This is a genomic window from Enterococcus sp. LJL128 (assembly GCF_056924295.1).
The window spans coordinates 229,463-249,272 of the sequence record NZ_JBXPBP010000003.1 but is presented as its reverse complement, the minus strand read 5'-3'; the positions used below and the strand labels follow the sequence as shown (position 1 = coordinate 249,272).

General features: G+C 39.2%; 18 protein-coding genes and 1 pseudogene. 2 read left to right on the top strand and 17 right to left on the bottom strand.

Annotated elements, in window-relative coordinates:
- Window positions 1-48: 48 nt before the first annotated feature.
- A pseudogene (locus tag AC1Z3K_RS06370) lies at window positions 49-300 on the top strand (transposase); the annotation flags it as partial.
- A gap of 37 nt (window positions 301-337) precedes the next feature.
- Here AC1Z3K_RS06370 and AC1Z3K_RS06365 read toward each other — a convergent pair.
- The 15 genes from AC1Z3K_RS06365 to AC1Z3K_RS06295 form a co-directional block, all read right to left on the bottom strand.
- Window positions 338-1,402, bottom strand: a complete 1,065-nt coding sequence (locus AC1Z3K_RS06365; protein WP_461732197.1) for a SepM family pheromone-processing serine protease — start codon at window positions 1,400-1,402, stop codon at window positions 338-340.
- Between the two features lie 10 nt (window positions 1,403-1,412).
- Window positions 1,413-1,886: a pantetheine-phosphate adenylyltransferase gene (gene coaD, locus AC1Z3K_RS06360; protein WP_461732196.1), complete on the bottom strand. Its 474-nt coding sequence runs from the start codon at window positions 1,884-1,886 to the stop codon at window positions 1,413-1,415.
- Window positions 1,879-2,442, bottom strand: a complete 564-nt coding sequence (gene rsmD, locus AC1Z3K_RS06355; protein WP_461732195.1) for a 16S rRNA (guanine(966)-N(2))-methyltransferase RsmD — start codon at window positions 2,440-2,442, stop codon at window positions 1,879-1,881. The genes coaD and rsmD overlap by 8 nt, the downstream gene beginning before the upstream one ends.
- Before the next feature lie 147 nt (window positions 2,443-2,589).
- Window positions 2,590-2,934 carry a YlbG family protein gene (locus tag AC1Z3K_RS06350; protein WP_426081336.1) on the bottom strand — a complete coding sequence of 115 codons (345 nt, stop codon included), beginning with the start codon at window positions 2,932-2,934 and terminating at the stop codon, window positions 2,590-2,592.
- On the bottom strand, window positions 2,924-3,355 hold the full coding sequence (locus AC1Z3K_RS06345) for a YlbF/YmcA family competence regulator (RefSeq protein ID WP_426081335.1): 432 nt from the start codon (window positions 3,353-3,355) through the stop codon (window positions 2,924-2,926). The genes AC1Z3K_RS06350 and AC1Z3K_RS06345 overlap by 11 nt, the downstream gene beginning before the upstream one ends.
- Window positions 3,356-3,357: 2 nt before the next feature.
- Window positions 3,358-4,488: a CAP-associated domain-containing protein gene (locus AC1Z3K_RS06340; protein WP_426081334.1), complete on the bottom strand. Its 1,131-nt coding sequence runs from the start codon at window positions 4,486-4,488 to the stop codon at window positions 3,358-3,360.
- 37 nt (window positions 4,489-4,525) lie between these two features.
- Complete coding sequence (locus tag AC1Z3K_RS06335) at window positions 4,526-7,954, bottom strand: pyruvate carboxylase (RefSeq protein WP_426081333.1); 3,429 nt, start codon at window positions 7,952-7,954, stop codon at window positions 4,526-4,528.
- Between the two features lie 40 nt (window positions 7,955-7,994).
- Window positions 7,995-9,191 carry an FtsW/RodA/SpoVE family cell cycle protein gene (locus tag AC1Z3K_RS06330; RefSeq protein ID WP_426081332.1) on the bottom strand — a complete coding sequence of 399 codons (1,197 nt, stop codon included), beginning with the start codon at window positions 9,189-9,191 and terminating at the stop codon, window positions 7,995-7,997.
- 3 nt (window positions 9,192-9,194) lie between these two features.
- On the bottom strand, window positions 9,195-9,497 hold the full coding sequence (locus AC1Z3K_RS06325) for an Fpa/YlaN family protein (RefSeq protein ID WP_426081331.1): 303 nt from the start codon (window positions 9,495-9,497) through the stop codon (window positions 9,195-9,197).
- A 425-nt stretch (window positions 9,498-9,922) separates the two neighbouring features.
- Window positions 9,923-11,689, bottom strand: coding sequence for a DNA helicase RecQ (recQ, locus tag AC1Z3K_RS06320; RefSeq protein ID WP_461732194.1), 1,767 nt, complete (start codon window positions 11,687-11,689; stop codon window positions 9,923-9,925).
- Window positions 11,690-12,083: 394 nt separating this feature from the next.
- The gene (locus AC1Z3K_RS06315) at window positions 12,084-12,869 is read right to left on the bottom strand and encodes an ABC transporter ATP-binding protein (protein WP_426081329.1); all 786 of its coding nucleotides are present in this window, start codon (window positions 12,867-12,869) and stop codon (window positions 12,084-12,086) included.
- Window positions 12,866-13,753: an ABC transporter permease gene (locus AC1Z3K_RS06310; protein ID WP_426081328.1), complete on the bottom strand. Its 888-nt coding sequence runs from the start codon at window positions 13,751-13,753 to the stop codon at window positions 12,866-12,868. The genes AC1Z3K_RS06315 and AC1Z3K_RS06310 overlap by 4 nt, the downstream gene beginning before the upstream one ends.
- Window positions 13,754-13,974: 221 nt before the next feature.
- Window positions 13,975-14,973, bottom strand: coding sequence for a tryptophan ABC transporter substrate-binding protein (gene trpX, locus AC1Z3K_RS06305; RefSeq protein ID WP_461732193.1), 999 nt, complete (start codon window positions 14,971-14,973; stop codon window positions 13,975-13,977).
- A gap of 726 nt (window positions 14,974-15,699) precedes the next feature.
- Complete coding sequence (locus tag AC1Z3K_RS06300) at window positions 15,700-16,281, bottom strand: GNAT family N-acetyltransferase (RefSeq protein WP_426081326.1); 582 nt, start codon at window positions 16,279-16,281, stop codon at window positions 15,700-15,702.
- A gap of 110 nt (window positions 16,282-16,391) precedes the next feature.
- Window positions 16,392-17,057, bottom strand: coding sequence for a hypothetical protein (locus AC1Z3K_RS06295; protein WP_426081325.1), 666 nt, complete (start codon window positions 17,055-17,057; stop codon window positions 16,392-16,394).
- Between the two features lie 151 nt (window positions 17,058-17,208).
- Between AC1Z3K_RS06295 and AC1Z3K_RS06290 the strand changes: the two genes are divergently transcribed.
- Window positions 17,209-18,873, top strand: coding sequence for a phosphoenolpyruvate carboxykinase (ATP) (locus AC1Z3K_RS06290; protein ID WP_461732192.1), 1,665 nt, complete (start codon window positions 17,209-17,211; stop codon window positions 18,871-18,873).
- A gap of 60 nt (window positions 18,874-18,933) precedes the next feature.
- Here the strand turns inward: AC1Z3K_RS06290 and AC1Z3K_RS06285 are convergent, their stop codons facing one another.
- Together AC1Z3K_RS06285 and AC1Z3K_RS06280 are read right to left on the bottom strand one after the other, a co-directional pair.
- A complete protein-coding gene (locus AC1Z3K_RS06285) occupies window positions 18,934-19,200 on the bottom strand; it encodes a hypothetical protein (RefSeq protein WP_426081323.1) in 267 nt (88 codons plus the stop codon).
- Between the two features lie 19 nt (window positions 19,201-19,219).
- On the bottom strand, window positions 19,220-19,807 hold the full coding sequence (locus tag AC1Z3K_RS06280; RefSeq protein ID WP_461732191.1) for a TetR/AcrR family transcriptional regulator: 588 nt from the start codon (window positions 19,805-19,807) through the stop codon (window positions 19,220-19,222).
- Window positions 19,808-19,810: the final 3 nt, after the last annotated feature.

Sequence of the window (19,810 nt, the reverse complement as noted above, 5' to 3'; positions counted from 1 at the left end):
TGGCAGAAATTCCAAATGGAGAATCTGCCAGCACTTTTTTGAGTATTGAAACACAAACAAAGAATCACGAATGCTTTTCATTATTCTTTTTCCAATGGTGTAACCGAAGGACTAAACAACAAGATTAAAGTTATCAAGCGTGTTGCCTATGGTTATCGTAATTTTTATCATTTTCGTTCACGTATTTATAGTATTCAAGGTCTTATTTTTTCAAAAAAGCACTTGAAACAAAATCAGTTTTTCCCGTTTCGTTCCAAGTGCTACAATTTTATTCAGTTTTTATCCAGTCAACACCAATGACCTTGAAATACAAAAGAAGTAATCAGGATATTCAGCTTTATTTTTCTTTTAAAGTCGCTAGGTAATCCAAAGCATCCTGAACTGTTTTCACCGGTACAATTTTCATTTTTGTGTCCAGCTTTTTAGCAGCTGCCACTGCTTCTTCATAATTTGTCTTTATATCCGGATTCTCTTTTTTAACCTCATCTGATATTTCATCATCAGGAGCAAAGAAGATTTCAGCACCACTAGCACTAGCAGTAGCAATCTTTTTATCGATACCGCCGATGCGCCCAACTATACCTTCCGAATTAATCGTACCTGTTCCGGCAATCTGGTGTCCTTTTCGTATCCCCTGCTGTGTCAACAGCTCGTAGATTTCTAAAGTAAACATTAGTCCAGCAGATGGTCCGCCGATACTCCCTGCATCAATTTTTACAGGTACTGAAGCATCTATTTCTGTATGATCAATTAAGCTGATGCCGATTCCCGGCTTTTTATCAGTTGGAAGCTCCATTAGCTTGCCTTCTGCTTCTTGTTCTTTTCCGTCATGTAAAAAGCTTACATTCACAGTTTGTCCAACCTTTTGACTCTTGATATACTCAACTAAATCCTCACTGTTTTCAAATGTTTTACCATCTACACCTGTGACAATATCGCCAATATCAATCTTTCCATAAAAATCCGATTCTTTTTCAATAGTCATAACATATACACCATCAAATTTCAGTTCATACTCTTTCCCTGCTAGACTCAGTGCTTGTGCAACCGCCGCATTTTGAGAAGATTCCATATAGTATTTTTGAATTTGCTGATACTCTTTGCTGGAGCTGGTCCCCATCAGTTCTTCTTTACTAATCAGTTCGCTAAAATCGGAAAATTGTGAAAAGAGTGCCGAAACTAAGGTTGCCTTTCTAACACTAACCGTCGTTAGATAAAAACCGCCATCCTCCTTATCCTTCTTTCCATCGACTGTCACAAAATCCTTTAAATTTTCTGTTGAGCCGGGACCTTCGATATAATAAGGAATCGGTACAACTAATATCAAAGCAAGCAGCACCAGAAAAATATACGGAATAAATCGTTTAAATGAAGGTTTTTTCTTCGTATCAGTATCGTTCATCGTTCATCGCTCATTTCTCTATGGATCGGTTGACAGCCTCCGGTAGGTATTCAGAAACATCTCCGCCAAAAGTTATAATTTCTTTTAATATACTTGAACTAATATGGGCATACTTCTCATCGGAAAGTAGAAACACTGTCTCTATGTCCGTCTGTAAGTGCCTGTTCATCAAAGCAATATTTTTTTCATATTCAAAATCCTGAATATTTCGAATCCCCCGTATTAAAAAACCAGCACCTAGCTCTTTAGCTGTTTCCACAGTTAATTTGTTTTCTTGGTGAAAAACGCGAACGTTAGCCAAATGACTTACCGCTTCTTTAATCATTCGTTCCTTTTCTTCCGGACCGAACAGTGATTTCTTTGTTGTATTCGTAAACACACCAATAATAACCTCATCGAAAATCAGTGCGGCACGCTCAACCGTATTTAAGTGTCCCATAGTAAATGGATCAAAGCTTCCTGGAAAAAGTCCGATTTTACTCATCTGTCTCTTCCTTTCTATAGATTGTTATTTTTGTAATACCATAAACAGCTTCTTTGGATTTAAACAAACAATCAATCTGTTCGGGCAGTTCAACGGCTTTATCCGTTTCACATACAGCAATACAATGGTCATTCAACAATTTTTTTTCAGCCATAAACCTCAGCTGTTCTGCAATTTTCTGTTGGGCGTATGGAGGATCCAGCAAAATGATATCGAATTTCCGCTGTTCGCTCTCAAAGGTTTCCAACGCTCTATCTGCATCCATTTTCATCACAATGAATTTTTGCGTTTCTTTGGTCACCGCGATATTCTCTTTGATTACCTTGAGGGCTGCAAAATTTTTCTCAATGCAAAATGCTTGAGCAGCTCCTCTCGACACTGCTTCAATGGCCAATCCGCCACTCCCTGAATATAAATCTAAAACAGTCTCTTCATCAAAATAAGGACCAATCATATTAAAGATTGATTCCTTCACCTTATCTGTTGTCGGTCTAGTCTTTTCTCCATCCAGCGCTTTCAACCTTCTGCCCCGGTATTCTCCTGCAACTACTCGCATTTTTTCTTCCTCTCCTATGCCAGTCTCCTTCTAAAAGGCTACAGGCTCATCCTTTACAAACTATCTTTTCTTGTCAGTTTAGCCTTGATTAATGGAAAAAAGATGAAAAATGTTTGAAGTTCCTACACATTTTTCATCTCTTCAAATTTAAACATTTTCTGCTAAACGAATCTGCGTGTTGATTTCTTCTACTTCGAAGCCTTCTTCTACCTGATAAGCAGCCTTCGTACCAATTTTTTCTGCAAAATTCATTTCTACATCTGGACGATAAGAACGCTCAACCTTGCGGACGAAGTGCAGACTATTTACTTTTTCTTCTGCTGCTTCGATATTTTCTTCATTCAAATAAAGAACGACGTACTTCATCCTGCGTGATACATATTGAACAAATCCATGCCTTCTCAAAGCCTTCAATTGTTTTAGTGAATATACCCAAACAATTAACCCTCTGCGTTTCTGAATTGCCAACTCTTTTTCTTCATTAACTTGCATGACAGCTTCCTCCACATCCATGATTACTACCTTTGGTGAAGAAAGGATTGCCGGCATCAACTTTAATATCATCAGAAATTGTTTTTGCGATTGCCGAGCTAAGACTATCCAGTACTGTCTGAACTTCCGTTTCAGAAAAGCGGAACTCAGCTACTTCTTCACACATATCCAACTGACGTTTTGCCTGACGCAGCGCCCGCTGTTTGCTTCTAAAATCCGGTGCATGTGCACCATAGTTTTCAATTCGCTCAAAATCAGCTCTGGCTGCTAAAAAGCCCGTTAGCTTCTCTTGAACTTCATCAGAGCCGGTCATGTCATTTCTATTTTTTCTATAACTGACCATCATGTCACTATTTAAAACAGACTGTACCAATACCGCAGTCTGGTCTTCTATATCAAAAAGCGATTCATTTACTATCATAATTATCCACTTTCCTCTGTTTCATCAGTATTCTTTTCAATAGTCTGTAATAAGACTAACACATCTTCTTTAGAAAAAGCAATGCCGATGTCTTCATTTTTATCACTGGCAAAACGCAGATAGTATGCACCATCAGAAAACCAAAAAAGTGCAGTGAATGATGGATCATAAACTGGGGTCATGAATGCCCCTGCTGGTTTCTGAATCGTCAAGCTGCTTTTAGCGATCATGGTTTCATACTCTTTTTTTGTAAAAGCAAAAGAAGAAGAAATAGCACCTAAGCTTTCACTTTTTACTTGAGATAGAGCTTCTAGCCGCTCTACTGTTAGTATATCGGCAATATATTCTTCATAAGAAGCATATAAATACTCCGCATTTCGTTCAACTGCAGGATTAATTGCATAAGCAGGTAATTCTTCTTTGATTCTCAGGAAATTAATTGTTCTGGTCATCGTTTTTTGCTTCTCATCAATACTCTCCGCACTGGTTTCCCCAATAGGAATAGCTAAGCTCTGACCATAAGCAAGCTGATAAGGCATAACCGTTAGTAAGTACTCTTTTGACAAATAGACAACCCCTGATAAAACATCTTTTCCATGAGTAAAAAACAGAATGGCGAAAGTATCGTTATCAAAGGCAATCATTGGCCGATAATTCATATCTTCTTCCATTAGTTCTATAGAAAAGGTTTCCTGATTATACTCAATATCAAAATTTGAATAGATAGTTGTCAATTCTGATATATCTGAAAGATTCATTCCCATATCAAATGGTGCTGTATTCTCAGTATCATTAAATGCTTTAACAGCAGCTATTTTACCATTTGAAACGCTGAGCTCCATGTACTCAGAATCTTCTTCACCAAATGTCCACAGTTCATAGCCTAAGCCAGTGTCATACTTAGTCAGCGGCTCACCAAATTCTTTAACAAAATCCGTACTGTTTTTTCCTATGTATAATGAAAAACCGGAAGCCGGCAGTTCTTCGTGAGGCAAAGCCGTATGGGAGACATTTTGTCTCCCATTTTGATTTACAGTGACTTCGGCTTTTTCAGAAGGAAAAAATACAGGTTCTAGATAGCCAATAACAAATACTGAAAAGAGTACTGCGAAAAAAGCTAAATATCGTCTCATTTAATCCTCCTATTATTTAAATCCAAATAACTATCTTTTATTTCTCTGAAAGTTCCATCAGTAAATCACCAGAGCTGATTGCTTCACCTTCGGTAACATAGACATGCTCTACCACGCCATCAAAATGTGCTTCAAGACTTGTCTCCATCTTCATTGCTTCTGTAATCATTAATGGATCGCCTTTTTTAACCTTGTCGCCCTTTTTAACCAATGTCTGTAAAACAGAACCTGACATCGTAGCAGCGACATGACCTTTATTTGTCGGCTCAGCTTTTCTTTTGGTTTGAACATTTGATTTAATGGAGTTGTCTTTAATAACCATTTCTCTTCGCTGTCCATTCAGATTAAAGAACAGCGTACGATTTCCTTCAATATCTGGCTCGCCAATCTCATCCAGACGGATAATCAGGGTCTTGCCGCGTTCAATTTGCACCTCAACTGTTTCTCCAAGACGGATGCCATTGAAGAACGTCGGCGTATCAAGAAGTGTAACATCTCCAAAGGTCTGATAGGAAGTCTGATAATCCAAGAAGACCTGCGGATACATCAAATAGCTTAAAACCTCTTCATGTTTTGGTTCAAATCCAATTTTTTCAGCTAATTCCTGACGAACCTTGTCAAAATCAACTGGTTCTGCCAAACTGCCGGGACGTTCGGTAAAGGCAGGTCTTCCTTTGAGAATCACCCGCTGCAGCTCTTTAGGAAAGCCACCCGCTGGTTGACCCAAGTCTCCTTGGAAGAATGTCACAACGGATTCAGGGAAGCTCAATTCAGCTCCTTTAGCATAAACATCTTCTTCCGTTAAATCGTTTTGAACCATGAATAACGCCATATCTCCTACGACTTTAGAAGAAGGAGTGACTTTTACAATATCACCGAACATCAGATTTACAGTACGGTACATTTTCTTAATTTCATCCCAGCGGTCGCCTAAACCAATTGCTTTCGCCTGCTGCTGTAAATTGGAGTATTGTCCGCCAGGCATTTCATGCATATAGACCTCTGTCTGAGGTGCGTTCAGTCCATTTTCAAATGGTGCATAGTACATCCGGACATCTTCCCAGTAATGGTTAATTTTTTGTGCATTATCCACATCAATATCTGGTGTTCGCGCTCCATTAACCAATGCATAATAGAGACTCGTCATACTTGGCTGACTTGTCGCTCCGCTCATCGCACTTGCTGCTACATCCACAATATCTACACCAGCCTTAGTTGCTGCTGAGTAAGTAATGATTCCGTTTCCGCTGGTATCATGAGTATGAAGATGAATAGGTACATTAACTGTATCTTTTAGCTCACTGATTAACCGATAAGCAGCCTGAGGCTTCAGTAATCCTGCCATATCTTTGATAGCAATGATATGACTACCAAGCTGTTCAAGTTCCTTTGCCATATCTTTATAATATTGAACATTGTATTTTGCACGTGACGGATCATTTATATCCCCAGTGTAGCAAATCGCCGCTTCGGCAATTTTCCCGGTATCTCTTACAGCCTGAATACTCTTTTCCATCTGAGGAATCCAGTTCAAACTGTCAAAAATTCTGAACACATCAATTCCCTGACTAGCCGATTCCTTGATAAACTCTGCAATAACATTATCAGGATAGTTCTGATAACCAACAGCATTAGAACCTCTGAACAGCATCTGGAACAATGTATTCGGCATCAGCTTTCTCAATTTTCTCAAACGCTGCCATGGATTCTCATTCAAGAAACGGTAGGCAACATCGAAGGTTGCTCCGCCCCACATTTCAGCAGAAAACAGCTCTGGCAGCCCTTCACCAGTCAGCTGTGCAATATCTTTAAAATCTTGTGTCCGGACTCTAGTAGCCAATAAACTTTGATGGGCATCTCTGAAGGTAGTATCTGTCAGTAAAACATTCTCCTGATTTTTTACCCACTCTACCACCTGATCCGCACCTTGTTCGTCCAAAATATTCTTCGCAGTTACAAAGTCTTTTTTGATATTCATATCTTCAGGTATTCTAGGGGATTCATAGAATTTTTTAGCTGTTTTTTCTACTCCGGGGAACCCATTAACTGTTACTTCCCCAATGAACTTCATCGTTTTATTACCGCGGTCGCGGACTCTTGGAAACTCAAATAATTCCGGAGTATTATCTATAAATGTTGTATGAGCTTCACCTGATTGAAAAACAGGGTGACTAACTACATTTTGCAGGAAAGGAATATTGGTTTTAACTCCTCTGACACGAAACTCCTTCAAACAGCGCTGCATTTTCTGAACAGCCTTCTCAAATGAAATCCCATGTGTACACACTTTAACTAAAAGCGAGTCAAAATAAGGTGTAACTGCATATCCTGAATAAGCATTTCCTACGTCTAAACGAACACCAAAACCACCTGGTGAACGATACGTGTCAATTTTTCCTGTATCAGGCATGAAATTGTTCAAGGGATCTTCAGTTGTAATCCGGCACTGAATCGCAGCACCATTTAAACGCAAATTCTCTTGTTTAGGAATACCAATTTCTGTATGAATATCTAATCCCTGAGCAATTAGCAGCTGTGAAACAACTATATCTATATCAGTAACCATTTCTGTAATCGTATGTTCTACCTGAACCCGGGGATTTACTTCGATAAAGTAAAACTGGTCATTCTCCACCAAAAATTCTACGGTTCCAGCATTTACATAGCCTACATGCTTCATCAGCTGAACAGCAGCGTCACAAATTGCTTTTCGCTGCACATCATCCATAGAAACACATGGCGCTACTTCAACAACTTTTTGGTGACGTCTTTGAACAGAACAATCTCTTTCAAATAAATGGACAACATTCCCGTGATGATCGCCCAAAATTTGAACTTCAATATGCTTTGGATTAGAAATATATTTTTCGACATACACCTCATCAGAACCAAAAGCAGCTTTTGCTTCACTTTTCGCCCGATCATAACCTTCTTTTGCTTCCTTTTCATTATAAGCTACCCGCATGCCGCGGCCCCCGCCGCCTAATGCAGCTTTAATCATGACTGGAAATCCATGTGTTTTCCCAAAATCAATGACTTCATCTACAGTTGCCACAGGTCCATCAGAACCGGGAATAGAGGCGATACCAGCTGCTACGGCAGCTTCCTTCGCTTTAATCTTATCTCCGAAAATATCCAAATGATGGGTTTTCGGTCCAATAAAAATAATTCCCTCTTCTTCACAGCGTTGAGCAAATTCTAAGTTTTCTGATAAAAATCCGTATCCCGGATGAATAGCATCCGCTCCGGATTTCTTAGCAATTTTTAGCAGTCCCTCAATATCCAAATAAGCTTCAATTGGTTTTTTCCCGCGACCAATTAAATATGCCTCATCTGCTTTAAAGCGATGAACAGAATATTCATCCTCTTCGGCATAGACTGCCACCGTCTTGATTTTTAACTCCGTACAGGCTCGAAAAATTCGAATGGCTATTTCTCCACGATTTGCTACTAAAACTTTTTTCATTCTTTCACTCCTACCTTCATCAAAATTTACCTTCAATTATTTATATATCAGTCTCACTTAGACGATATTCTTCAATTAGCTTCTGACGTTTCTCGTCTGCACTGATGTTCAGTACAAAGGCAATAGCGATAGAAATAATCAGCAGACTATTTCCTCCATGACTTAGAAACGGGAACGTAATCCCTGTTAATGGAATAACACCAGTGATTCCGCCTAAATTGATAAATACCTGAATCAGCAGCATTGCCCCAATCCCAATACACATCAATGAATTAAACGGTTTTCTGGAACGTACCCCCACCAGAATGATGCGGACAATCATAAAAAATAGAACAGCCAATATCAACATTGAAACAACCAGTCCTAATTCCTCAATCGTAATTGAAAAAATGAAATCAGAATGAGCTTCAGGTAGAAATCCTTTTTTCTGGATACTATTACCCAAGCCTCGGCCAAACCAGCCGCCGTTGCTCATTGCGTAATAAGAATTTACCAGCTGGTGCCCCGTATCTCTTTCATCTTTAAACGGATTCAGGAAAATTTCAAAACGCTGATAAACATATTGATAATTTTTAGGAATAAAGCTTCCCTTTGTAAGCAGCAAAAGCTCAATAATTCCGATACTGCCCAAGATTCCAGCGCCGCCAATGACATAGGTATACATATAATTAATTCCACTGGCTAAAAGCATAACAATTGCCAACAAGGTTAAGATTGCTGCATTTCCTAAATCGGGCTGAATAACAACAAGTAAAATCAGAAAGCCAATTAACAGCATCGGACGTAGAACAGCTTTTTTAAATTCCTTGTCAATATACTGCTGACGTCGAGCCAAAATGTAGGCCAGATACCAGACAACCATAATTTTCAAGTATTCAGCCGGCTGCATTGAAAAAGGCCCGATTTTGAGCCAGCCACGGGCTCCGTTCAGCGTGACCCCTAGGTTCGTAAAACGAACAGCCAGAAGCAGCACGGAAATAACCGCAATAGCTAACATAATAAAGCCTTTGTTCTGATAAACAGTTGTTTTCATTTTATAAATAAAAAACATTGCTACTAAACTTATAATCCAAAATTGCAGCTGGTTCATCACCAGCCCTGTTGCCGGCAACCCTTTACTCATCTGTTGAGCAGATGTTGAGCTGTAAACCATAATCAGCCCGACACAGCTTAGTATCAGATAAGGAATCAGTATACTGTAATCCAGCAGGTGCCTTTTTTTTATCTTTTTTGGCAAAGTTTAAACCTCCCTGCCAATCTCTTTTTTATCCTGTGTTTCTTCATAAACCTCAGTATATAAACGATTTAATTCTTTTTCTAAATTGCTCAAAAGCTGATTTCCCTCTTTAGAGCTGAGAATGCCTAAACGAATAGCATATGTGATTTGTCGTGAAAAGCCGTACATTTGTGTATCTACTACTTCTTCAAATGCTTTACATTGAGAAATACAAAGGCTGTTCTTTTGATTGCGGATTAGCATCATGATTCTATTAGAATCTTCTTTTAGCAATTCTAGTGCAAATTCTTTAGAAATAGGCTCCATCTGCGTTCAACCTCCTGTCTTAATTATGTCATTATAGCATATTTTCCGGTTTTATTAATAGCGATTTTCTGAAAATCACTACTCTAAGACAAAACTTAATTTTCAAGAATTCTGTGTCAATCAGTCCAGCAAACGGATTCATCCCTTAAATAGCTTAGAACTAGCACTAGTTTAATAGTAACTAAGCGAAATTGTTCAATTAGCATACAAATAGTTGTAATCCTTTAGAAAATAGCTGCTGCGCCAGAATGCTTCAATCACTATCCAACGATTTAACGCTACATCCGCTGCTGTCTGTTCAGGCTAATTCAAAATTTCTTGTTGTACACGGTCTTTTCTTTATGTCTATTACAGGAAAATATCCTATTCATAGTATCAGAAAACAAAAAAAACTGCTAACATCAACTCATACCATTACTATTCTTTTATTCAGCACTTTGATACTCCTTAAGCGCTTGGATGAATACTTCCCCATATTTATCCAGTTTATTCTGTCCTACACCTTTAACCTGCAAAAATTCAATCGGGTTCTTCGGCAGCTTTTCACAAAATTCCTTCAAGGTACTATCGGAAAAGATTAAGTATGGCGGAACATTTTCCTGTTGAGCTAAATCTGAACGTAAAGCGCGCAAAGCTTCAAACAAGCCATCATCCACAGCCACTGTACGTATCTTCTGATTCTCTTTTCTAAAGACCTGCTTTTCGCCTTTCAAAACCAAAACACCGCTATTGGAAACTGATAATAGAGGGAATTGTCCATCAGAAGGGGTAAGATAGCGTTCTGCTGTTAAATAATCAATCAGCTGACTGATTTCTTTTTGTGTCCGCTCCTTCAGTAAGCCATAGGTCGGCAGCTTTTCAAAGCCCCATTGGTCAATTTTTTGATCCTTCGACCCCGCCAGCACCTTAGCCACCAGCCCTTTGCCAAAGCGCTCGCCCATTCTTTTCACACAGGATAGAACCTTCTGGGTATCCACAGTAATGTCTACCAGCTCCCGCTCATCCAGACAGTTGCTGCATTTCATACAGTCTTCGCCCTTCTCGCCAAAGTAGCGCAGAATAAACTTTTGCAGACAGATTTGTGCATTGCCGTATTGAGACATCTCCCTCAACTTCATATATTCCTTCTGCTTATACTCAATTGAAGACTCAGATTGATCAATAAAATATTGCTGAATCTGTAAATCCTGCGGTGCATAAAACAGGACTGCATCACTAGGAAGACCATCTCTTCCTGCCCGCCCAGCCTCCTGATAATAGGATTCAATATTTCCCGGAATCTGGGCGTGGATTACAAAGCGGACATTGCTCTTGTTAATTCCCATTCCAAAGGCATTAGTAGCAACCATTACCTGAAGCTCATCGAAGAGAAATTTCTCCTGATTTTCATTGCGCAAAAGCTCATTCATTCCGCCATGATACATTCCTGCAGAAACATGCTTGCTTTTTAGTAAATGATAAATCCGTTCCACTTCTTTCCTCGTACTGGCATAAATAATTCCGGACTGATTTTTGTTCATTTTTAAGTATTCTAAAAGGAAAACATCTTTATTTTGATCCTTAATCACCTGAAAGGACAAATTTTCCCGAGCAAAACCGGTTGAAATCTGATTCTCCTTTGGAATATGCAGCTGCTCAAGAATGTCCTGAGCCACTTGAGGTGTTGCTGTCGCAGTTAGAGCAATAATCGAAGGCTCTTGCTGAAATTGTTGAATTGTTTCCGCCATTTTCAAATAACTGGGACGAAAGTCATGGCCCCACTGGGAGATACAATGGGCTTCATCTACTGCCAGCAAATCGATTTCAACATGAGTCAACAGCTGTTGAAACTCAACTGATTCCAGCCTTTCAGGCGCAACATATAATAGTTTAATTTTTTTATCTACAGCCAGCTGAATTCGCTGATTAATCTCTTGAAAGGATAATGTACTATTTATAAATGCCGCAGGAACTCCCATCAGATTTAAAGCATCCACCTGATCCTTCATTAACGAAATAAGGGGGGAAACAACCAGTGTTAAATTATCCATCAAAAGAGCCGGCAGCTGATAGCAAACTGATTTCCCACCCCCAGTAGGCATGATTCCCAAGACATTTTCTTTATTCAGCACACGATCAATGATTTCTTTTTGTCCTACTCTAAATTCATCGTAGCCAAAAACTTCCTTTAATACATTCAGACTATCCGTCATCTTTTTGTCTCCTATCCGTTTTCACTGTTAGCCATTTTAACATGAGAAGAATACTGTCTTCAAGCAAACATCTAATTAGACTAGTATATGATAGAATCAAACTAATTCTATCAATTCTTATTTCCAACCGTTTGGTTCAAAAGAGTGTGTTGTAGGGGCAAAATATAATTAATTTACGCTGCTGGTTCACCTTTTTATTATTTAACTAATTTCCAACTGTTCTTCAATCTCTCAAAAAATTATGTATTTGTTTAATATGACGAAGAGAACTACACGAATAATACCTTTAGACAACTACGTTTATACTGCTTCTATTTCGCCTGTCTAGCCACATTTAGGCAAAATAAAAGCTCGGGACTTCAGTCAAATCCCGAACTTTCTGCCGCCTTTTCCACTAGTCAACAGCTATTTCCTCTGGCTCTTCTTCAAAGAAGAGCAGTAAATCCTTCATGGTTAAATTTGCTTTTTCCTGCTCGCTTAAATCCTGTACAATCTTGCCTTTCTGCATAACAATCAGCCGATTGCCGTAACGCAGAGCATCTTCCATACGATGGGTAATCATCAAACAGGTAAGTCCACCATCTTTAATCCTTTGGTCGGTCAGCTTCATCAGCTGTTTAGAGGTTTTAGGATCCAGTGCTGCTGTATGCTCATCCAACAACAATAGCTGGGGTTTCGTCAGAGTTGCCATTAATAAGCTCAACGCCTGACGCTGCCCGCCCGACAACTGTCCAGTAGGTGTGTCCAGATGTTCTTCCAGACCATTCCCCACTTCTCCACAGATTTCAACAAACAGCTGCCGCTGCTCATTCAGTTTTCTATTTCTAAACGGACGTTTTTTTCCTCTGTACAAAGCCAGCAACAGGTTTTCCGCTACGGTCATCCGCGGAGCCGTACCTTGTTTTGGGTCCTGAAAGACGCGGGAAAAAAATTCGGCTCTTTTTTCCTCTGAAGCAGAGGTAATGTTTTGCCCGCTGATTTCAATTTTCCCACTTGTAAGGCTGAGTGTTCCGGCAAGACTATTGAACAACGTGCTCTTACCAGCTCCGTTACCGCCAAGCACTGTAATAAAATCACCCGCATTAATCGTAAGAGAAACATCATTTAGGATTATTTTTTGTTCATGCATACCATTATTGATTATTTTCTTTGCGTGTTCGATTTTTAGGATTGCACTCATCTTTTCTCCTCCTTTTCAGAACCAATTTGCAGATTCAAGGCTTTTCTCAGCTGAGGAATCATCAAACATACTGCTAAAATTCCTGCAGAGAAGATTTTTAAATACGTCGTGTCAAAGCCTAGTTTTATAACTGCAAGAATCAACAACTGATAAATGATACTGCCCACAATAATTGCCATTAAACGTTCAGCGAAGGTCAATTCGCCGAAAAGCACCTCACCGATGATAATGGAGGCCAAGCCGATAACAATTACACCGATTCCTTTGTTTACATCAGCGTACCCATCATTTTGAGCAATCAATGCACCTGATAAAGCGATAATGCCATTGGAAAGCGTTAAACCTAGAATTTTCATTTTATCCGTTTTGATTCCAATGGACCGAGCCATTTCTTCATTATCTCCTGTAGCAATGTAGGCCTGACCTAGAACAGTATTAAAGAAAAATAACAGAAAGCCAATAATTATTGCTAGTACAAAGATTCCAAGGAATACAATATCAAAATAATTTGGAAGCTTCAATGAAGCAAATATATCTTGAATTTTCGGTTGGTTTAGCAATGACAGATTTGGCGTCTGCATGACGTACAAAATCACTGAGTTTAACCCTGACATTACTAAAATCCCGGATAAAATCACTGGAATTTTTCCTTTAGTAAATAACAGCCCTGTTACCAGCCCTGCACACATTCCTGCTGCCACACCTAATAATGTGGCAAAAACTGGAGAAATACCATTTGTAATAGCAGTCACGCAAACTGCTCCTCCTAAGGGGAAGGACCCCTCTGTTGTCATATCTGGAAAATTCAATATACGGTAAGTCATAAATATTCCTAATCCTAAAATAGCCCATAACATCCCTTGACCAATTGCTGATACAATCATTTATCCCACTCCATTCTTCAATTTGTCAGTTACTGTGAGGCTGTGACATAAGTTTGTCTCGGTCCCTTAAAACTGAATAAACGGTGCTCCAAAAGCAGCTCTTTCGGAAATAAGCAGAATAATCTCAAAAATATGAGGAGCCATTTTCGGATTATCCTTCTTATTTCTCGGAGTTAAACACTTTTATCACAACCTCTTTATGCTTCACTCACAGAAAAATACTAGTCAGTTTCGTCATCTGTCTTTTTTGCTTGTTCCAGAATATTTTGAGGAATTGTCACCCCTAATTTTTCTGCCTGCGCTTCATTGATAATAATATCTCCAGTCGTAAATGTATAAATCGGCGTTGTTGCCGGATCAGATTTCCCTGACAGAATATCGGCTGCCATCTTCCCTGTTTGAACCCCAAGCTCAAATTGGTTGATGCCAACTGTTGCCAAACCGCCCTCCGTCACCATTGTATCAACAGATGGAATAATCGGTGTCTTTGTTTTATCAGCTTCACTAACTACCGTCTGCATGGCATTCGCAATCGTGTTATCCGTTGGAATATAAATGAAATCAACCTCATCAGCCATCACCTGAACAGTTTGAGCAATCTCATTACTGGAAGGAACTACATAAGATTTTGAGGTTAGACCGACAGCTTGAGCCGCTTTCTCTGCTTCTGCCGCCTGATACTTGGAATTTTCCTCAGCAGATGAATAGAGTATCCCTACTTTTTTTGCCTTTGGCAGCAGTGAAACAGCCAGCTCAAATTGTGAAGCAACAGGAGACTTATCACTTACTCCAGTAATGTTCCGTCCCGGCTTCTCATTGCTCTCTACTAAGCCTGCACTTACAGGGTCGGTAATCGCCCCTAAAACAATCGGCAGGTCTTCTGTGCTGTTCGCCAGAGCCTGAGCTGCTGGTGTGGCAATGCCAATCAATACATCAGAGTTTTTCTGAATCAATTGTTGACTCATTGTTGTCAGCTTACTCTGATCCGCCTGACCATTTTGAAAAACAATCTTGACTGTTTTTCCATCCTCGTATCCTTCGTCCTTTAATCCCTCTTGAATCCCCCGATAGATTTCATCCAATGCAGGGTGACTGACAAACTGCAGCACGCCCACTGTAGGAATATCCTCTACCTTTTCTTCTTTTTTCTCAGTAAAAAATGAACCAGCTAAAAACAAAAGAATCCCGCCTATTACAATCATTAATCGTTTTGATTTCATACTTTTTTCCTCCTCATTAGAATATCCCCGCATATTTATACACAAAAACTCTTATTTTTTAATAAAAAAGAGCAGCGACAAACCCTAAATGGTGTGGTCGCTGCTTATACACAAAAACCACATAGATATCGACCTATGTGGTTTATTATTTAGTCATCTTAAATAAAAGCCAGCATAGATACAAAATTTAGAATTTGTCTTCTAAAGTTGTATCTATGAAAGAATCACACATACAACTCATCTACGCCAGTTTTGCCATGAATAGTTCATTTGGATAGATAATTGATTCATGTTTGATTCCTCCTACTTTTTTGATACTCGTAGTTTATCCTATTTCAACAGGAGTTGTCAATAAGATTTTACATTTTTTTCAAAGGCTGTAAAAACAGCGGACTGATGAAAGAGTCTGGGACATAACTTAATTTCCAAGCTTCTAGGATGCTCAAATCCAAATAAACGGTGGAACAGTAACTCATAACAGCTCTAAACTATATCGAGTAACCGCAGATGGCACTTGCATGACCTAGACTGTGTCGAGTAACCGCAGACAACAATGAAATGGTGGTCCTTTGCCAAGTCCCTTCCGGCCAGCTGTCCAAATCGTTCGCTTTATCTTCCCTTTTTCAAAAAAAAACTTGAAACAGCATCTGGAAGTTCCTGCATGTGTTTCAAGCTCTATGATGTTATCCAAATTTTTCCTGCTAAAATAACTGTCTACAAGGTCCATTACTCTCGTTTGTCTGATAGTGATGTCAATTTCTTTCGATAACTCCAGCTATTCTTATATTCCTTAAAAGGGTAGAATTTCAAGCTTGTAAACATTTTCTGAGAAGCCTTATTCCAATTAAAAATTTCTCTTACAATCATGGTTTCTCTGCCCATTTTCTTTGATTTATAGATAAAATACTTTGTTACCAGTCGGCCAATATGTCGGTTTCTATACGCTTCATCTATCACTATTGCATAATCATCTTTTGAAAGCCAGACATCCCCTACTGTTCGGAACTGTCCTTCTTCCAAACATTCTATATAATAAAGCAAGCCGTTTTTATTTTGCCAGTCGTACATTTGGCTGATTTTATTCTGATCATAAGCTGTTGCTACTCCAACTATATTTCTCATACTCTCTGTATCCTGATACCAGCCAAGAGATTCTGAACGTACCGTATCATAAGGGACTAAGCGGACACGCTTGCTTAAGTACACCTTTCTTTTTTCGGACTGCTTAAAAGAGGGCTCCTTTGGTTTCAGAACCCTCTTTTGCTTTAATAAAACTGCGGCTTTCTGCTTCCACTCAGTAACGATCACGTGAACCACTTCTTACGTATACAGGTACAGCTTTCTTTTGAGTGTTCATTAAAAAGAAAATACCTAAAGCGAATAAAATTAGAAATCTCATCTTAATCCCCTCTTTCTGTTTACTGTATTGACTGTAGTTTTTCCTGCTCCAATTGCTCTTGGTTTTGAACAGGTTCTGCTGTTTCAGACGATGCAGCTGGATTCGTTTGTTCTTCCGTCTGAGCCTCAGGCTGTGCTTGTGTCTGATCATTTGTATCAACACTCGCCAGCGGCAGCTGATTTAACTCCGGAATCAAAGCTGTCTTCACGTCCATGTTTTCATTTACAGAAAAACGATTTTTCTCTTTACCATTTTCAAAGAAGATGGCTGTTGTCTCTTCTTTCTTTACATTATACTTCTTTTCAATCTTAGATGCATCATATACGATTGGATAGATAGTCAAACTGCGGCTAAAGGTCTTCATCGTCTCTTCATCTTTAAAAAGAGAAATCATCTGGTCATAGGTTCTTCCGCTGGGAAGTGTGAACACAACCGTCATTGCCCGGCTTTCTTTTATCTCTTTATCAATCGTTTTTGTATCAGCAAAGCTAGCCTTTTTTCCCGGCAAATCAATCTTAACCAAAGATTCAACCTGGGAAGAACGAATATTTGCCTGAACTCGGGGAACAATAAAAATCAAACCTACTACACAAAGAACTAAAGCAATGCCCAATCTAATATACAGCTGTTGATTTTTATTGGTTAAGTTCACTTTATCTTTAATCGTATCAAACTTTTTTTCCAACTTATTCTCTCCTTTATTACTTCTTTCTCCATTATACTAATAGTTTGTTTTTTTGCCTAGCAAAACTAAACAATTCTATCCAAGAAAACGCATACAATCAAAAAGAAAATGTGATACACTATAAATAAAACTGAGAGAAGGGGTGTTATTTATGAGTTCTATTAATCAACTCTCTATTACAGATATTCGTAAGGAAAATCCTTTGTTTTCAAAAATAAGAAACACCATTGAAACCTGTTTTTATGGGAACAATGTGACGCCAGTCACAACACTGAATCAGGCTTATACTCTTGCCTATCATGCTTCGGGAACAATCGTAACGGATCTACCAGTTTTCCAGCCGGAATCGCTTGAGCTGCCGTCAAATTGTCGTGTACTAGTGACCAACGACGGTCAGGTAGTTGGCCGAACCGCTATCGCTCGCAGAATAATTGGACAGCCGGGGATTGATGAGGACTATTATAGCGCTATTTTAAGAGAAGCTGTCTATACTATCGGGAAAAAGAGCTGCTATCATGCTTCTGCTATCGTAGGTCTCGACAGCAGCTTTATGATTCGCAGTCACTTACTGCTTCCAGAAGGATTTGAAGGAAATCTATACAGCTGGCTGCTAAACTTCCAAATAGCTAATACGCAGTATAAAAATAAGTATGCCGATTCCACTTCTTATGATGAAGGAGATATTTATTTATTAGCTGATCCAGAGTGGACTCACCCTGATTTTCCTCATGGATTGGTACTTTTTGATTCGCTTCACAACACTGCAGCAGTTCTTGGACTGCGTTACTTTGGTGAGCTGAAAAAAGCAATTTTAACTCTCGCCTGGGGAATTGCTCATCGGAACGGCTATATCGCCTGTCACGGTGGAATGAAGCAGTACCGTTTAGAAGAAAACAGTTATACAATGGCGGCCTTCGGTTTATCAGGTTCAGGTAAATCAACAATTACACTGGCAAAATACAACGACCAGCTGCCTGCAACAGTTCTTCACGATGATGCTTTTATTATTTCAAAAACCGACGGATCATCTACAGCACTTGAACCTGCCTATTTTGATAAAACACAGGATTATCCGATGGCTGATCCAGCCGTTTCCTACTTTCTAACCTGTCAAAATATCGGCGTGACCTTAGATGACTCCGGCAGAAAAGTATTAGTCACCGAAGATATCCGTAACGGAAATGGGCGAACGGTCAAATCAAGACATGCAACACCTAACCGAAAAAATCACTTCACAGAAAAAATCGATGCCGTCTATTGGATTATGAAGGATGACAGTCTTCCGCCTATTTTAAAAATAAATGACCCAGTGTTGGCTGCTTTGTTTGGTGCAACATTAGCGACCAAACGATCTAGTGCAGAAAACCTTGCCTCGGGTATTGATCACGAACAGCTGGTAATTGAGCCGTTTGCCAACCCGTTCAGATGCTATCCTCTAGCTGAAGATTATCAGGATTTCCAGCAATTATTCCAACTGGGAACTGATTGCTATATCCTTAATACTGGCTATTTTAATGGAAATAAAGTGACGCCTCAGCAAACTTTGCATTGTATCAATCAAATTGTGGAAAAGAATGCTGTATTCAAACCGTTTCTGCCGCTTTCAGATATATCTTATCTTCCATCGGAAGAACATCTCCCGGATTTTGGCAGCTCAGACTATCTTAAGAAACTCAAAACTCGTCTATGTGACCGCTTATCTTTTATTCAATCAAAAGAACTGCAGTCTGAAGGCTACGATGCATTGCCAAAAGAAGCAGCACAACGTCTGGAAAAGCTGATTATCAGTTTGTCTGATTTTCAAGCTGCTCTATAAAAAACTAAAAATGTCTGGTGTTTGAAAACCTGCACCAGACATTTTTTATTTACTTGTTATTCAAGTTTCTTGTATCCGTTTCGCCTCCTGATAGGTGATAATCCCGCCAGCTATACTGGCAGCACCTAAAAGAATCGCCCATTTATGCGGTGTACACAAGCCGAATACCGTTAAGCCTACACCAAGTGCACTGTTCGTTACTGTACTAATCTCTAGCGAACGTTTGCCGGGCTTCGGCAGCCTGATTTTCATGCCAGTCGAAGCATTGACTATTTTTTCCGTATCTTCCAGTACACGAAACATTGATTTTGTTTTTTTCTTCTCCATTTCTTATCCCCGCCTTCTATTATTTAAATAGGTGGTCTATCACACTGTTCAATAAGAGCTCAAATATTTCTTCTGACGCAAAATCTGTTTGTTTTTTCAATTCCACGGTGTAAAGAAGAGTGCTGACAGCAGCATATACCTTCTCTTCATCTATTTTCATATCCAACCCGCACTGCTCAACGATTTCAAAAAAGAACGCTTTTCCATCTACCTGCATTTCTGCAATTTTATCTTTTGACAATTTATTTAAAAATGCCAAATAATCGGGTGAACCAAAATCATAAAGAAATGGTGCACGTTCATATTCTTTAAAATGCCAGATAAGCGCCTTTAAAAAACCAGACTTTCTTTGTTCTTCCTTAATAATTGATAGAATTTTCTGCTTGAGTCTATTCTGAACGGTTAAAAGTGTTTCAAAGAAAAACTCTTCCTTTGAAGAAAAAAGTAGATAGAATGCTCCTGCAGAAATTCCCACAGCTGCAGTCAGTTCACCAATGCTGGTTTTTTTATAGCCAAACCTAGCCCAACGTTGCTCGCATTCCTGACACAATTTTTCTTTCAGCACCTGCTTCTCTTCATCAGAAAATCCTTTAGGCCCTCTACTCAAAAT

What these genes read in the sequence shown, in the direction of transcription:
- AC1Z3K_RS06365 (WP_461732197.1), bottom strand. Translation starts at nt 1,402, where the DNA reads ATGAACGATACTGATACGAAGAAAAAACCTTCATTTAAACGATTTATT.
- coaD (WP_461732196.1), bottom strand. Translation starts at nt 1,886, where the DNA reads ATGAGTAAAATCGGACTTTTTCCAGGAAGCTTTGATCCATTTACTATG.
- rsmD (WP_461732195.1), bottom strand. Translation starts at nt 2,442, where the DNA reads ATGCGAGTAGTTGCAGGAGAATACCGGGGCAGAAGGTTGAAAGCGCTG.
- AC1Z3K_RS06350 (WP_426081336.1), bottom strand. Translation starts at nt 2,934, where the DNA reads ATGCAAGTTAATGAAGAAAAAGAGTTGGCAATTCAGAAACGCAGAGGG.
- AC1Z3K_RS06345 (WP_426081335.1), bottom strand. Translation starts at nt 3,355, where the DNA reads ATGATAGTAAATGAATCGCTTTTTGATATAGAAGACCAGACTGCGGTA.
- AC1Z3K_RS06340 (WP_426081334.1), bottom strand. Translation starts at nt 4,488, where the DNA reads ATGAGACGATATTTAGCTTTTTTCGCAGTACTCTTTTCAGTATTTGTT.
- AC1Z3K_RS06335 (WP_426081333.1), bottom strand. Translation starts at nt 7,954, where the DNA reads ATGAAAAAAGTTTTAGTAGCAAATCGTGGAGAAATAGCCATTCGAATT.
- AC1Z3K_RS06325 (WP_426081331.1), bottom strand. Translation starts at nt 9,497, where the DNA reads ATGGAGCCTATTTCTAAAGAATTTGCACTAGAATTGCTAAAAGAAGAT.
- recQ (WP_461732194.1), bottom strand. Translation starts at nt 11,689, where the DNA reads ATGACGGATAGTCTGAATGTATTAAAGGAAGTTTTTGGCTACGATGAA.
- AC1Z3K_RS06315 (WP_426081329.1), bottom strand. Translation starts at nt 12,869, where the DNA reads ATGAGTGCAATCCTAAAAATCGAACACGCAAAGAAAATAATCAATAAT.
- AC1Z3K_RS06310 (WP_426081328.1), bottom strand. Translation starts at nt 13,753, where the DNA reads ATGATTGTATCAGCAATTGGTCAAGGGATGTTATGGGCTATTTTAGGA.
- trpX (WP_461732193.1), bottom strand. Translation starts at nt 14,973, where the DNA reads ATGAAATCAAAACGATTAATGATTGTAATAGGCGGGATTCTTTTGTTT.
- AC1Z3K_RS06290 (WP_461732192.1), top strand. Translation starts at nt 17,209, where the DNA reads ATGAGTTCTATTAATCAACTCTCTATTACAGATATTCGTAAGGAAAAT.
- AC1Z3K_RS06285 (WP_426081323.1), bottom strand. Translation starts at nt 19,200, where the DNA reads ATGGAGAAGAAAAAAACAAAATCAATGTTTCGTGTACTGGAAGATACG.